12 protein-coding genes are annotated in these 14,038 nt (G+C 72.4%); 9 read left to right on the forward strand and 3 right to left on the reverse strand.

What is annotated here, in order from left to right; translation table 11 throughout:
• Positions 1-27: 27 nt before the first annotated feature.
• Positions 28-672: an HNH endonuclease gene (locus tag ACH4J0_RS14660; protein ID WP_030287845.1), complete on the reverse strand. Its 645-nt coding sequence runs from the start codon at positions 670-672 to the stop codon at positions 28-30.
• A 513-nt stretch (positions 673-1,185) separates the two neighbouring features.
• Here ACH4J0_RS14660 and ACH4J0_RS14665 point away from each other — a divergent pair.
• From ACH4J0_RS14665 to ACH4J0_RS14705, 9 genes are all read left to right on the forward strand, one after another.
• Positions 1,186-2,358, forward strand: coding sequence for a mechanosensitive ion channel family protein (locus tag ACH4J0_RS14665; RefSeq protein ID WP_396239888.1), 1,173 nt, complete (start codon positions 1,186-1,188; stop codon positions 2,356-2,358).
• 228 nt (positions 2,359-2,586) lie between these two features.
• Positions 2,587-3,777 carry an ROK family transcriptional regulator gene (locus ACH4J0_RS14670; RefSeq protein WP_396239890.1) on the forward strand — a complete coding sequence of 397 codons (1,191 nt, stop codon included), beginning with the start codon at positions 2,587-2,589 and terminating at the stop codon, positions 3,775-3,777.
• 167 nt (positions 3,778-3,944) lie between these two features.
• Entirely contained in the window at positions 3,945-5,264 is a 1,320-nt protein-coding gene (locus ACH4J0_RS14675) for an ABC transporter substrate-binding protein (protein ID WP_396239983.1), read from the forward strand.
• Between the two features lie 24 nt (positions 5,265-5,288).
• Positions 5,289-6,287: a carbohydrate ABC transporter permease gene (locus ACH4J0_RS14680; protein ID WP_396239892.1), complete on the forward strand. Its 999-nt coding sequence runs from the start codon at positions 5,289-5,291 to the stop codon at positions 6,285-6,287.
• 20 nt (positions 6,288-6,307) lie between these two features.
• On the forward strand, positions 6,308-7,213 hold the full coding sequence (locus ACH4J0_RS14685) for a carbohydrate ABC transporter permease (RefSeq protein WP_396239894.1): 906 nt from the start codon (positions 6,308-6,310) through the stop codon (positions 7,211-7,213).
• Positions 7,213-8,526: a 6-phospho-beta-glucosidase gene (locus ACH4J0_RS14690; RefSeq protein WP_396239896.1), complete on the forward strand. Its 1,314-nt coding sequence runs from the start codon at positions 7,213-7,215 to the stop codon at positions 8,524-8,526. Before ACH4J0_RS14685 ends, ACH4J0_RS14690 begins: the two co-directional genes overlap by 1 nt.
• A gap of 105 nt (positions 8,527-8,631) precedes the next feature.
• Complete coding sequence (locus tag ACH4J0_RS14695; protein WP_396239898.1) at positions 8,632-9,651, forward strand: N-acetylglucosamine kinase; 1,020 nt, start codon at positions 8,632-8,634, stop codon at positions 9,649-9,651.
• A gap of 170 nt (positions 9,652-9,821) precedes the next feature.
• Positions 9,822-10,460, forward strand: a complete 639-nt coding sequence (locus tag ACH4J0_RS14700; protein WP_396239900.1) for a hypothetical protein — start codon at positions 9,822-9,824, stop codon at positions 10,458-10,460.
• Positions 10,461-10,854: 394 nt separating this feature from the next.
• Positions 10,855-11,964, forward strand: coding sequence for a hypothetical protein (locus ACH4J0_RS14705; RefSeq protein WP_396239902.1), 1,110 nt, complete (start codon positions 10,855-10,857; stop codon positions 11,962-11,964).
• Between the two features lie 168 nt (positions 11,965-12,132).
• Here the strand turns inward: ACH4J0_RS14705 and ACH4J0_RS14710 are convergent, their stop codons facing one another.
• Complete coding sequence (locus ACH4J0_RS14710) at positions 12,133-12,789, reverse strand: response regulator (RefSeq protein ID WP_396239904.1); 657 nt, start codon at positions 12,787-12,789, stop codon at positions 12,133-12,135.
• Positions 12,786-14,003, reverse strand: a complete 1,218-nt coding sequence (locus ACH4J0_RS14715) for a sensor histidine kinase (RefSeq protein WP_396239906.1) — start codon at positions 14,001-14,003, stop codon at positions 12,786-12,788. The genes ACH4J0_RS14710 and ACH4J0_RS14715 overlap by 4 nt, the downstream gene beginning before the upstream one ends.
• Positions 14,004-14,038 lie beyond the last annotated feature (35 nt).

The raw sequence follows: 14,038 nt of genomic DNA on the forward strand, positions 1-14,038 counted from the left end.
ACGGGCGGGCCCTTTGTGTCGCTTCGGTCAGGCGGAGAGCGGTTCGGGCTGCTCGCCGCGGCGGACGGGGGCGGGGTGGGCGGCGTGCGCCCGGCCTATCGGGACGGAGTGGGTCGGCTCGGTATGGTCGTGGTGCTCGTACTCGCCCCACTGCGGGGCGCGCAGCTGGTCACCGCCGCCGTACGGCTCCAGGTAGGGCCGCCAGCGCGGGTCCTTGATCCCGGTGCCGATGATCCGCCAGGCGAGGCCGCTGGGCGGGGCGGGTGGTCGTTTCATCCGCCAGCCGAGTTCGGTGAGGTGGCGGTCGGCCTTGGTGTGGTTGCAGCGGCGGCAGGCCGCCACCACGTTGTCCCACCGGTGCTGGCCGCCCCGGCTGCGCGGGATGACGTGGTCGACGCTGGTGGCGGCGGCCCCGCAGTAGACGCAGCGGCCGTGGTCGCGGGCGAACAGCGCCCGGCGGGTGAGCGGGACGGGCCCGCAGAACGGGACCCGGACGAAGCGGGTCAGACGGACGACGGACGGCGCCGGTAGGGCGCTGGTGGCGCTGTGCAGAGTGACTCCCGTGTCCTCCAGGCTGACCGCCTTGTGGTTGAGGACCAGGATGAGTGCGCGGCGCATCGATACGACGCCGAGTGGCTCGTAGGACGCGTTGAGGACCAGGACATGCGGCACGGATGCCTCCTTGGACGCCTGCGGCGCGTGGCTCGCGCCGGGACGAGCGGTTGGATCGCGCAACGAGTGCGCGATCTCCCCCAGTGTCGCCTTACGCATTCGTACGGCGCCACCACTCCTGTGTAACGGACCTGATGTGAACTCCGGGTGTGGTGTCTGTCATAGCCGGTATGCCCGGGGGAAGGTCCGGTTTCACCCGGGTGCCGCCGGGGCGGGGCGCGCGGGCCGGGTGGGGAGCGCGGCTCGGCCGGTCGGAGCAGCCCGCTGGGCCGTACGGCGGCGGGGCGGCGGCCGTTCGGGGTGGCGGGGCCGGTGGTGCGGGGGTGGTGCCGGGGCGGGCCCGGGGAGGGCCCGAGGGGAGCGCACCGGGGCGTTGACGGGGCGTCCGCGGTGCGCCGTGCGCCCGCCGGCCGGTCCTGACAGGCGTTCGGCGCGGATAGGCTAGCCAGCACGGTCCGCGGGCCGCTTGCGCGGCGCGGGCCGGTCACGCCCCCAGCAAGGAAGGTCCCGCACGTGTTCCGCTCCGGCGCCACCGGTCCGATCGACGCGTCCTCGACGCTCTCCACCCCGACGCCGGCCCCCTCCCCCACCGCGTCCCCCACCGCGCCGGAGCTGCCGCAGCTGCGGATCCCCACCAGCGCGCAGGAGGTCACCGACACCACCAAGCAGGCGGCCAGCTGGTTCGACACCCACTGGCAGAGCTGGCTGGCGGGCGGCCTGCAGATCGTCCTGATCATCGTGCTGGCGCTGGTGCTGCGGGTCGTGGTGAGCAAGCTCATCACCCAGTTGATAGCGCGGATGGCGCGCAGTCACGACCACCACGAGGAGAGCCGGCTCGGCGGGCTGCTGGCCAACCACGGGGTGGTGAACCCGGAACGGCGCCAGCAGCGCTCGGAGGCGATCGGCTCGGTGCTGCGCAGCATGGCGTCCTTCACCATCCTGGGCACGGCGGCGCTGATGGTGCTCTCCGCACTCGGGATGAACCTGGCGCCGCTGCTGGCGAGCGCCGGTGTGGCCGGTGTGGCGATCGGTTTCGGCGCCCGCAACCTGGTCACGGACTTCCTCTCCGGAGTCTTCATGATCATGGAGGACCAGTACGGCGTCGGCGACGAGATCGACACCGGGGTGGCCACCGGCACGGTACTGGAGGTCGGGCTGCGGGTGACCAAGCTGCGCGGGGCCAACGGCGAGATCTGGTACATCCGCAACGGCGAGGTGAAGCGGATCGCCAACATGAGCCAGGGCTGGGCGACCGCCTCGGTGGACGTGCAGGTCGGGTACAAGGAGGACCTCCAGCGGGTCGAGGACCTGATCCAGGAGACCGCCGAGGGGTTGTCCAAGGAGGCGCCGTACGACGAGCTGGTCTGGGCGCCGGTGTCGATCCTGGGCGTGGAGTCGGTGGCGGCGGACTCGGTGATGGTGCGGGTCGAGGCCCGGACCGCGCCGGGCAAGGCGCCGGTGGTCTCCCGGGCCCTGCGCCAGCGGCTGAAGACGGCCTTCGACCAGGCCGGGATCAAGGTCAAGGAGGAGGCCCCGGCGGCGGCCACCGGGGTGTCGATCACTTCGGTGGAGCCCGCGCCGCCCTCCGCCCTGTCCGACCCGACCTCGCCCCGCTACCGGGCGACCGAGCCGATCCCGCTGCCCAAGCCCCCGACGGACGACCCGACGACGATCGCGAAGCCGTAGCGGTTCCGTCGCCCGAGAGCCCCGCTCCCACTCCGGTGGGGCGGGGCTCTCGGCTTTCCCCGGGGGCGGTCCCGCGCCCCGGTGGCGGTCCGGCGGCCGGTAACGCTTCGGCATCTGCCGCGCGACCGGCCATTGACACCCCGCTGACGCGGACCGTACGGTCCTCCAAGCGACTGGAAAGTTTCCTAACAGTTCACGTCGATCGGTGGGAAGGGGAGGATTCCGGCCATGACCAAGAGCACCGCCAAGGCTCCCCGCGCCGGCACCCCCAGCCTGTTGCGCGCCATCAACGACCGCGCCGCCCTCGAACTCCTGCTGGAGAACGGCCCGCTCTCCCGCACCCAGATCGGCGCCCTGACCGGGCTGTCCAAGCCCACCGCCTCCCAGTTGCTGTCCCGACTGGAGGAGGCCGGGCTGGTCCTGCCGGTCGGCACCACCGAGGGCGGGCCGGGCCCCAACGCGCAGCTGTACCAGGTGAATCCGGCCGCCGGGTACGTCGCCGGGCTGGACGTCACCAACAGCGGGATCAGAGTCGCCGTCGCCGACATCACCGGCAGCACGCTGGCCGAGCACAGCGTGTCCACCAGAGGCGTCCCGGCCGCCGGGACCGTGCCGGGGGTGGCCGCGGCCGTCGCCGAGGCGGTCCGCGCCGCCGGGCTGCCCCGGGGGAGCCTGCGCACCGTCGCGATCGGCGTCGGCGGCGCCCCCGACCCGGTCACCGGCAAGCTGCACTACGCCTCCCACCTGCCCGGTTGGCACTCGCCCCGGCTGGTGGCCGAGCTGACCGAGGCGATCGGCGCGCCGGTGTCGATCGAGAACGACGTGAACCTGGCCGCGGTCGCCGAGCAGGCCTCGGGCGCGGCGGCCGGGTTCGAGGACTTCGTCCTGCTCTGGGCCGGGGCCGGCGTCGGCGCCGCGATCGTCCTCGCCGGGCGGCTGCACCGCGGCTTCACCGGCGGCGCCGGTGAGGTCGGCTACATGCCAGTGCCCGGCTCACCGGTCGAGTGGGACGCCCGCCGCCGCAAGTTCGGCGGCTTCCAGGCCCAGGTCGGCGCACCCGCCGTCCGGGCCCTGGCGCGCGAGCACGGGCTCGGCGCGCCCAGCGCGGAGGAGTCGATCGCCAAGGCCCTGGAGACCCCGGGCGCCGGTGACGCCTTCCTCACCGAACTGGCCGGACGGCTCGCCGTCGGGTTGTCCGTGATCGTCGCCGTGGTCGACCCCCAGCTGGTGGTCCTCTCCGGCGCGGTGCCGAGTGCCGGCGGCGAACGCCTGCGCGCGCTCGTCGAGGACGAACTCGCCCGGATCTGCCTCGCCCGTCCGGAGATCCGCAGCAGTGCCCTGCCCGGCTCGCCCGTCCTGCTCGGCGCGCTGCAGCGCGCCCTCTCGGACGCCCGCGAGGCGGTCTTCTCCACCCACTGACCCACCCACCGCGCTCCACCCACCGACGCTCCCCCTGTCACCTCAGTTCACCTGCACCCACCTCTCCCCGATCCCCTACGCGGGCCCCGAGGCAATGACGCCTGCCCGCGCACCCCCAGGAGGACCTCGAAGTGCACGCCACCACCTCCCGCGGAGGCCGCCACGCGATGGCCGCCGTCGCCGGCACCGCCGTCCTGGCCCTGTTCGCCTCCGCCTGCACCGGTTCCAGCGAGTCGGGCGGCAGCGACGACTCCGCCGGCGGCAAGGACGTCACCATCAGCTTCTGGCACGGCTGGAGCCAGGACAGCGAGGTGAAGGCGATCAACGACACCATCGCCGCCTTCGAGAAGGCCCACCCCAACATCCACGTCAAGCCGGTGGGCAACGTCGCGGACGACAAGGTCAACCAGGCCCTGCGGGCCGGCGGCGACGACGCCCCGGACGTGGTGTCCTCCTTCACCACCAACAACGTCGGCATGTTCTGCTCGACCAAGGCCTTCATCGACCTCAAGCCCCTGCTGCAGAAGAGCGGCATCGACGCGGCCAGGACCTTCCCGGCCGCGATGCTCGACTACACCCGGTTCCAGGGCAACCAGTGCTCGCTGCCGCTGCTCGGCGACGCCTACGGCCTCTACTACAACAAGAAGGCCTTCGCCGCGGCGGGCATCACCGCCCCGCCCAAGACCTTCAGCGAGTTCGCGGCGGACGCCAAGGCGCTGACCGTCGCCGACGGCGACTCGTACAAGCAGCTCGGCTTCATGCCGCTGTACCACGGCTACGAGTCCACCACCGAACACTTCCTCGGCCAGTACGGCGCCACCTACTTCGGCGCGGACGGCAAGTCGAACCTCGCCACCGACCCCAAGGTCGCGGCGATGCTCAGCTGGCAGAAGGGCATGGTCGACCAGCTCGGCGGCTACGCCAAGCTGGACAAGTACCGCGCCACCTTCGGCGAGGAGTTCAGCGCCAAGAACCCCTTCCAGACCGGCCAGGTCGCGATGGCCATCGACGGCGAGTGGCGCACCGCCTCGCTCGCCGAGAACAAGCCCGACTTCGACTGGGCCACCGCGCCGTTCCCCGTCCCGGACGACCAGGCCGCCACCTACGGCCGCGGCTACCAGACCGGCACCATCGTCGGCATCGCCAGCACCAGCAGGAAGCAGGCCGCGGCCTGGGAGTTCGTCAAGTTCCTGACCACCGACACCGACGCGGTGGTCACCTTCGCCAACGCGATCCACAACGTGCCCAGCACCTTCGACGCGCTCGACTCGCCGAAGCTGGTCAGCGACCCCAACTTCAAGACCTTCCTGGACGTCGCCAAGAACCCGAACTCGGGCACCACCCCGGCGAGCGTCAACGGCGGCGGGTACATCGTCTCCCTGCAGAACCTCGGCTACGACGTCGAGTCCGGCAAGCAGACCGACATACCGGCGGGCCTCGCCGCCACGGCCAGGCAGATCGACACCGACATCGCCCAGGCGAAGTAGCGGGAACGGTCCACGGAGCTCCCCATGTCACTCGCGTTCGGCACCCGCAGGGGCAGTGGGGCGACCGACCCGGCGGCGCCCTCCACGCAGCACCCGCTGCGCCGGAAGCGCCGCCGGGAGACGGCCCGCACCCTCGCCTTCCTCTCCCCCTGGCTGATCGGGTTCAGCGTCTTCTTCGTCTACCCGCTGGTCTCCACCGCCTACTTCTCCTTCACCCAGTACAACGGCTTCGGCGCCCCGGCCTTCAACGGCCTGAAGAACTGGGACTACGTCCTCGACCAGCTGCCGACCTTCTGGCAGGGCCTGCGCAACACCCTGTGGCTGGTCCTGATCATGGTGACCCTGCGGGTCGCCTTCGGCCTCGGCATCGGACTGCTCATCACCAAGGTCAAGACCGGCGCCGGCTTCTTCCGCACCGTCTTCTACCTGCCCTACCTGGCCCCGCCGGTGGCCGCCACGGTGGCCTTCGCCTTCCTGCTCAACCCCGGCACCGGCCCGCTCAACCACCTGCTCGGCGAGCTCGGTCTGCCGCAGCCCGGCTGGTTCGCCGACCCGAACTGGTCCAAGCCCGCGCTCACCCTGCTCGCCATGTGGGGCATCGGCGACCTGATGGTCATCTTCATGGCCTCGCTGCTGGACGTCCCCAAGGAGCAGTACGAGGCGGCCGAACTGGACGGCGCCGGCCCGTTCCAGAAGTTCCGGTACGTCACGCTGCCGAACATCTCGCCGATCATCATGTTCGCGGTGGTCACCGGGGTCATCCAGACCATGCAGTACTACACCCAGGCGATCGTCGCCGGGAAGGTCGCCAGCGGCATCGCGGGCAACTCCGGCCAGCAGTTCGAGCCCGGTTTCCCCCAGGGCTCCACCTGGACCCTGCCGCAGATGGTCTACAACCTCGGCTTCCAGCGCTTCAACTACGGCGCGGCCTGCGTCGTCGCCCTGGTGCTGTTCGCCATCTCCATGGCCGTCACCTCGATCCTTCTCCGCCGCAAGTCCGGCTTCATGGCGAGCGACGACTAGCGGCCCCTGAGGACTCCACCATGACTCTCAGCTCCACTCCCACGCTCACCGGGGCAACGGCGCCCTCCCGCACCGGCACCGCCGCCGCCCGGGCCGCCCGGCGCCGCGCGCTGCTCAACTGGGTGGCCGTGCACTCACTGGCCATCGCCGCCGCGCTGTTCTTCCTGCTGCCCTTCGTCTTCGTCTTCCTCACCTCGGTGATGGACGACCAGCAGGCGCTCACCACCGACTACTGGCCCACCTCCTGGAACTGGGGCAACTACGGGAAGGTCTGGGACACCCCCGGCTTCCTCACCTGGTGGCGCAACACCCTGGTGTACGCCGGCGCCGGCACCCTGCTCACCGTCGTCTCCAGCCTGCCCGTCGCCTACGCGCTCGCCAAGTTCCGCTTCCGCGGCCGCAACCTGGCGCTGATGGCGGTCATCGCGATGATGATGCTGCCCCCGCAGGTCACCGTCATCCCGATGTACCTGTTCTGGGCCAAGCAGATGGGCCTCGGCGGCTCGCTCTGGCCGCTGATCATCCCGATGGCCTTCGGCGACGCGTTCTCGATCTTCCTGCTGCGCCAGTTCCTGATGACCATCCCCAAGGAGTACATCGAAGCCGCCCGGATCGACGGCTGCGGCGACCTGCGCACCCTGCTGCGGGTCGTCCTGCCGATGGCCAAACCGGCCATCGCCGCCGTCGCCCTGTTCCAGTTCTTCTACTGCTGGAACGACTACTTCGGCCCGCAGATCTACGCCAGCAACAACCACGAGGCCTGGACGCTCAGTTACGGCCTGGAGTCGTTCAAGGCCGCCCACCACACCAACTGGAACCTCACCATGGCCGCCACCCTGCTGGTGATGGCCCCGGTGATCGTCCTCTTCTTCTTCGCACAGAAGGCCTTCATCGAAGGCGTGACACTGACAGGGGTCAAGGGCTGATGGCCGTCACACTCGAGTCCGGTACTTCCTCGCTCAAGCTGGCCGTCGTCGGCGGCGGTTCGACGTACACCCCCGAACTGATCGACGGCTTCGCCCGGCTGCGCGACACCCTGCCGATCGGCGAACTGGTGCTGATCGACCCGGCCGCCGAGCGGCTGGAGCTGATCGGCGGCCTCGCCCGGCGGATCTTCGCCAAGCAGGGGCACCCAGCCACGGTGTCGGTGACCACCGACCTGACGGCGGGCGTCGCGGACGCCGACGCCGTACTGCTCCAGCTGCGGATCGGCGGACAGGCCGCGCGCAACCAGGACGAGACCTGGCCGCTGGAGTGCGGCTGCGTCGGCCAGGAGACCACCGGCGCGGGCGGGCTCGCCAAGGCGCTGCGCACCGTGCCGGTCGTCCTCGACATCGCCGAGCAGGTCCGCCGGACCAACCCGGACGCCTGGATCGTCGACTTCACCAACCCGGTCGGCATCGTCACCCGGGCCCTGCAGCTCGCCGGCCACAAGTCCGTCGGGCTGTGCAACGTCGCGATCGGCTTCCAGCGCAAGTTCGCGGCCCACCTGGGGGTGGCCCCGGAGCTGGTCCGGCTGGACCACGTCGGCCTCAACCACCTCACCTGGGAGCGCGGGGTGACCCTGCTGGACGCGCCGGGTGCCGTGAGCGGGCGGGAGGTGCTGCCCTCGCTGCTCAACGACTTCGGCAAGGAGATCGCCGACGACCTGCACCTGCCGCAGGCCTTCGTCCGGCGGCTCGGCGTGGTGCCCTCGTACTACCTGCGGTACTTCTACCAGCACGACGCGGTGGTCGGGGAACTCAGGGCCCAGGGCTCGCGGGCAGCGCAGGTCGCCGAGATCGAGCGGCAGCTGCTGGAGCTGTACGCCGACCCCGCGCTGGACACCAAGCCCGAGCTGCTCGGCAAGCGCGGCGGCGCCTTCTACTCGGAGGCCGCCGTGCAGCTGATCTCGGCGCTGCTGGGCACCGGCGGCGGGACGTCCGTCCAGGTGGTCAACACCCGCAACGACGGGGTGCTGCCCTTCCTGCCCGACGACGCCGTCGTCGAGGTCCCGGCCGAGGTGGACGCCGACGGCGTCCGGCCGCTGCCGCAGCGGCCGGTCGAGCCGCTGTTCGCCGGACTGATCGCCGCCGTCACCTCGTACGAGCACCTCGCGCTCGACGCCGCCCTGCACGGGGGACGCGACCGGGTCTTCGACGCCCTGCTCGCCCACCCGCTGGTCGGCCAGATCGACCTCGCCGACCAGCTCACGGACCGGCTGCTCGCCCACAACCGCGAGCACCTCGCCTGGGCCTGAGCGCCCCGTACCCGGCCCCCGAGACGGCGGGCCGGGCGCGGCGAGGAGACCGACCACCCCCGGCCGGGGCTCCACGGCCGGGCCACGTACGAGCCCGGGGACCAGATGACCCACCAGCCCGAACCACTCCTGTCCGGCGTCCTCGCCATCGACGCGGGCAACTCCAAGACCGACGTCGCCCTGATCGGCGCCGACGGCACCGTCCTCGGCACCGCCCGCGGCGGCGGCTTCGCTCCCCAGAAGATCGGCGGCGCGGCGGCCGTGGCCGGCCTCGCCCCGCTGGTCGAACAGGCCGCCGCGGCCGCCGGCCACCCCGGCTTCACCGGCCTGCTCACCAGCCACGTCAGCGCCTGCCTCGCCAACGCCGACCTGCCGATCGAGGAGGAGGCGCTGCGCGCCGCCCTCGAATCGCACCCGTGGGGGCTCAGCAACACCGTCGTCAACGACACCTTCGGCCTGCTGCGGGCCGGCACCGACGGCCCGCGCGGGGTCGCGGTGGTCTGCGGCGCCGGGATCAACTGCGTCGGCCTGCTGCCGGACGGGCGCACCGCCCGCTTCCCGGCGCTCGGCGAACTCACCGGCGACTGGGGCGGCGGCGCCGGACTCGCCGTCAACAGCATGTGGCACGCCGTCCGCGCCGAGGACGGGCGGGGCGGGCCCACCGCCCTGGCCCGGGCGATCGCCGAACACTTCGGCCTGCCCAGCGCCGGGGCCGTCGCCGAGGCCGTCCACCTCGGGCACCTGCCGGCCTCGCGGCTGCACGAGATCGTGCGGGTGCTGTTCGCGGTCGCGGTCGAGGGGGACTCCGTCGCCCTGGAACTGATCGACCGGCAGGCCGACGAGATCGTCCGGCTCGCCGTCGTCGCGCTCGGGCGGCTGCAACTGCTGGACGCGCCCGCGCCGGTGGTGCTCGGCGGCGGGGTGATCGCCTCCCGGCAGCCCCTGCTGCTCGACAACCTGACGGCCCGCCTGGCGCAGGCCGCGCCGCTGGCGGAGCCGCGGGTGGTCGTCGCGCCGCCGGTGCTGGGTGCGGCGCTGCTCGGGCTCGACCACCTGGGCGTGGACGGGGCGGCGCAGGCGCGGGTGCGCGAGGTGTACGAGGCCCAGCGGACGGTCGCGGCCTGACGCCGTCGTCCTTCGCCTGGGGCCGCCGTCCTTCGTGAGGCCGTCGTCCTTCGCCTGAGACCTCCCGCCCCCGTCGGATCCGCACATCCGGCGGGGGCGGGAACCGTTCGGCGCGCGCCCAGCGCGTACCCCGGTGCCGACCACCGCCGCCGCCCGGGGAGACTGGTGCCATGGCCGTGCCCCGCATCCTCCTCGCCGCCGCCGTGCTGACCGCGACCGCCCTGGCCGGCCTCACCGGCTGCACGCCCGCCGACTCCCGTCCGACGGTGGCCGCCGCCTCCTCCGCCGCGGCCCTCGCCGACGACGGCGCGGACGACCCGCTGGGCGACGACGACGACATGGTCGACGACCTCGCCGACGACGGCGCCTACGCCGCCGGGCCCGTCGCCGCCCCGGCTGACCCGGCGAACCCCGCGGCTCCTGCGGCCCCCGCGGAGCCCGCGCCGGAGTGCACGGCGCCCGCGACCGTCCCCGGCCACCAGGTGATGATCGTGGTCGCCGCCGGCCCGGCCGAACTCACCGCCCAGCCCGCCCGCCACACCTGCGCCCCGCCCCGCTACGAGGCCACCGGCACCCCCGTCCACTACGGCTTCGCCGCGGCCGGCGTCACCGCCACGCTGGTCGACCGCCCGCACGAGGAGGCGGCGAAGCCCGTCCAGCTGGACGAACTGGTCACCCACCTCAACGACTGCCTCGCCGAGCGCGACCCGGCCGACCCCTACGGCTGCTACGGCAACGCCTACGACGTCCTGCTGGACTCGCACGGCCGGATCATGCGGATCGCCGAGGTCGAAGTGCCGACACCGTAGGGCACCGGGCCGGGGGTGGGAAGGGGGCCGGGGTGGGCGATCCGTGCAGGTCATGGGGAGGGCAATACGGTGTAAAAGGCCCCTTCAACTGTTGAGATTCGCCTTCGCTACGCGCATCAACGCGCTGCCAGCTGGGGGTTTTTGACTTTCCATACCTCTTTCGGGGCCGTACTTGGGGTTGGTCTTACTATCGGCGTCGTTGACCCGGTTTCGGCGGCGGTGCTTTGCTTCCCGCCGTCGGCAGTGAACCGGTCCCCCATCCCCGCTTCGCTGACTGTTCATGACGAACGGTCGGTGGCACCCGGCTTGCCTGCCGTCGCTCCTCCCCATTTGTCCCCCACGGTGTCGTCGCGCCCTACCGGTGCGCGGTCGGCATGAGAGAGGAACCCTCACGATGGGCATGTCCCCCACCTCCCGCAAGGCGCGAGTCCGGGCCCTGACCGGGCTCAGCGCGCTGGCGCTGGCCGCCGCCGGTTTCGCCGCCGCCCCGGCCGCCCAGGCCGACCAGCCGGGCAGCGAGTTCGCCGGGCAGAGCCACCCGTACCGGCACGGCGCCGTCCCCACCAAGGAGGCCGCCGAGCACGCCAACGCCAACTCCGCTGCCACCACCCGCACCTCGAACCTGCGCTACGGCGGTGGGGTCGACGGCATCGGCGTCACCACCGGCGCGCCGAAGGTCTACGTGATCTTCTGGGGCTCCCAGTGGGGCACCGCGGGCACCGACGCCAACGGCTACACCACGCTGTCCGGCGACCCGTCCGGCGAGGCCGTCCGCGCCCAGCAGCTGTACAAGGGCCTCGGCACCAACAACGAGACCTGGTCCGGCGTCATGACCCAGTACTGCGAGGGCGTCGCCAAGGGCGCCACCAGCTGCGGGTCCACCGCCGCGCACGTCGGCTACCCGACCGGCGGCGCGCTGGCCGGCGTCTGGGTGGACAACTCCGCCGCCGCCCCCGGCCAGGCCACCGGCAACCAGATCGCCAACGAGGCCATCAAGGCCGCCGGGCACTTCGGCAACACCACCTCGGCCGCCAACCGCAACGCGCAGTACGTGGTGCTCTCGCCGACCGGCACCCACCCGGACGGCTTCAACACCTCGACCGGCAACTTCTGCGCCTGGCACGACTGGAACGGCGACACCACGCTGACCGGCGGCGCGGCCACCTCGCCGTACGGTGACGTGGCGTTCAGCAACGACCCGTACGTGACCGACATGGGCACCTCCTGCGGCCAGAACTACGTCAACAGCGGCAGCGCGGGCCTGCTGGACGGCGTGACGATGGTGTTCGGCCACGAGTACGCGGAGACCGTCACCGACCAGAACCCGGCCGGCGGCTGGACCGACTCGACCGGCTACGAGAACGCCGACAAGTGCGCCTGGAAGGGCGTCGGCGGCACCGGCGGCTCGCAGAACGTCGCCTTCGCGACCGGCTCGTTCGCGATGCAGGGCACCTGGTCGAACGCGGTCAGCGGCTGCCAGATCTCGCACGCGATCGTCCCCTGACCCGAAGGCCTCCGGGCAGCGTGGGGCGGCTCGGGGACCGGATGATCCGGCGGATCCGAACGGCCTGAGGGGTCATGTGCCCTGAGGATCCGATGCCGGGGAAGCGCCGGGGTGGGCTGTGTGGGCCCGCCCCGGCGCTTCGTGCCGTCCGCGGCCCTCCTCGGCGGGCTACGACGGCGCGACGAGGCCGAACTCGTAGGCGTGGATGACCAGGTGGACCCGGTCGCGGGCGTCCAGCTTGGTGAACAGCCGGGCGACGTGCGCCTTGGCGGTGGCCACGCTGATGGTCAGCTCCTCGGCGATCTCCGTGTTGGACAGGCCGCGGCCGACCAGGGTGAGCACCTCGCGCTCGCGTTCGGTGATGCCCTCGACGGACTTCCGGGGCCGGGCGGAGGCGTCCGGCCGGGCGGCGAACTCGCCGATCAGACGGCGGGTGATGCCGGGGGCGAGCAGGGCATCGCCGGCGGCGACCACCCGGACGCCGTCCAGGATGGTCTCCAGGGCGAGGTCCTTGACCAGGAAGCCGCTCGCCCCGGCACGCAGCGCGCCGTACACGTAGTCGTCGTCGTCGAAGGTGGTGAGGACGAGCACGTGGGTGGGCAGCTCGGGGTCGGCGAGGATCCGGCGGGTGGCCTCGATGCCGTCCATGCCGGGCATCCGGATGTCCATCACGGCGACGTCCGGGCGCAGCCGGGTGACCAGTTCGACCGCCTCCGCTCCGTTGCCGGCCTCGCCGACCACCTCCAGGTCGGGAGCGTCGGCGATGAGCACGCGCAGGCCGGTGCGGATGAGCGGCTGGTCGTCGACCAGGACGACGCGGATCACGGTCCCACCTCCAGGGCGGCTGCTTCGGGCTTCCCGGGTGCTTCGGTCGGATGGGGGACCGGCAGTCGGGCGGCGACCCGGAAGCCGCCCCCGGGGCGCGGGCCGGCGCTGAACTCGCCGCGCAGCAGGGCGACCCGCTCGCGCATGCCGGACAGGCCGTAGCCGGTGCCGGGGGTGTGGGCGGAGGGGCCGGCACCCAGGTCGACGACGGTGACGGCGAGTTGCTCCGTGCCGTACTCGACGGTGACGTGGCAGTCGCGGGTGCCGGAGTGCTTGACCACGTTGGTGACCGCCTCCTGGACGATCCGGAAGGCGGCGAGGTCCACTTCGGGCGGCAGGGCCCGCGCCTCGCCGCCGCGGGTGAGCGCGACCCGCACCCCGGCACCCGCCGTCTTCTCCACCAGGCGGTCCAGCTCGGCCAGCCCCGGCGCGACTTCGAGCGGCACCGACTCGCCCTCACCCTGCCGCAGCGCACCCAGCATCCGGCGCAGCCCGGCCAGGGTTTCCCGGCTGGTGGCCTCGATCGCGTCCAGCGCCTTGCGGGTCTCGGCGGGCTGGGTGTCCATGACCCGGCTGCCCATGCCGGCCTGGATCGCGATGATGCCGATGTTGTGGGCCACCATGTCGTGCAGCTCGCGGGCGATGCGCAGCCGTTCGGCGGTGACGGCCTGCTCGGAGGCGCGGCCGCGCAGGGCCTCGGCGTGGGAACGGCTCTGCCGGACGGTGTTGCCGATCAGCCAGGCGATCAGGACGGTCGCGGCGAGGCCCAGGTAGGCGTACGGGTTCACGGGGTAGCCGTTGACCGCGCCCCAGACGAACAGCCCGGCGAGCAGCGCCAGGGGCATCCCCGCCGCGATCGTGGACACCAGGCGGGAGCGGGTGACCACGCAGTAGGCGACCACCGCCTCGGCGATCAGGAACTGTACCGGGGCCGTCTCCGGGACCCCCCACATCCCGAGCGTGTAGACGCCGCCGGTCAGCGCCACCGCGACGGCCGCCAGCGGCAGTCGGACCATCAGGAAGGCCACCAGGGTGGTGACCACGGCCGTGACCACCAGGGGCATGTCCTCCACGTTGCCGTGGTAGTCGAAGAGCAGGCGCATCTCGTCGGCCCGGGTGAAGAACCGGAACACCACGATGGTCATCCAGAACGCCGCCACCCACAGGCCCGCGGGCAGGCGCCTGAGCAGGGGCGGGCGGGGTTCGGTGATCATGACGCGATGGTAGCGGCGGGCCGTGCACAGGCGCA

The sequence above is a fragment of the Kitasatospora sp. NPDC017646 genome, from assembly GCF_044329365.1.
In the GTDB taxonomy this organism is placed as follows: domain Bacteria; phylum Actinomycetota; class Actinomycetes; order Streptomycetales; family Streptomycetaceae; genus Kitasatospora.

What these genes read in the sequence shown, in the direction of transcription:
- ACH4J0_RS14670 (WP_396239890.1), top strand. Translation starts at nt 2,587, where the DNA reads ATGACCAAGAGCACCGCCAAGGCTCCCCGCGCCGGCACCCCCAGCCTG.
- ACH4J0_RS14675 (WP_396239983.1), top strand. Translation starts at nt 3,945, where the DNA reads ATGGCCGCCGTCGCCGGCACCGCCGTCCTGGCCCTGTTCGCCTCCGCC.
- ACH4J0_RS14680 (WP_396239892.1), top strand. Translation starts at nt 5,289, where the DNA reads ATGTCACTCGCGTTCGGCACCCGCAGGGGCAGTGGGGCGACCGACCCG.
- ACH4J0_RS14685 (WP_396239894.1), top strand. Translation starts at nt 6,308, where the DNA reads ATGACTCTCAGCTCCACTCCCACGCTCACCGGGGCAACGGCGCCCTCC.
- ACH4J0_RS14690 (WP_396239896.1), top strand. Translation starts at nt 7,213, where the DNA reads ATGGCCGTCACACTCGAGTCCGGTACTTCCTCGCTCAAGCTGGCCGTC.
- ACH4J0_RS14695 (WP_396239898.1), top strand. Translation starts at nt 8,632, where the DNA reads ATGACCCACCAGCCCGAACCACTCCTGTCCGGCGTCCTCGCCATCGAC.
- ACH4J0_RS14700 (WP_396239900.1), top strand. Translation starts at nt 9,822, where the DNA reads ATGGCCGTGCCCCGCATCCTCCTCGCCGCCGCCGTGCTGACCGCGACC.
- ACH4J0_RS14705 (WP_396239902.1), top strand. Translation starts at nt 10,855, where the DNA reads ATGGGCATGTCCCCCACCTCCCGCAAGGCGCGAGTCCGGGCCCTGACC.
- ACH4J0_RS14715 (WP_396239906.1), bottom strand. Translation starts at nt 14,003, where the DNA reads ATGATCACCGAACCCCGCCCGCCCCTGCTCAGGCGCCTGCCCGCGGGC.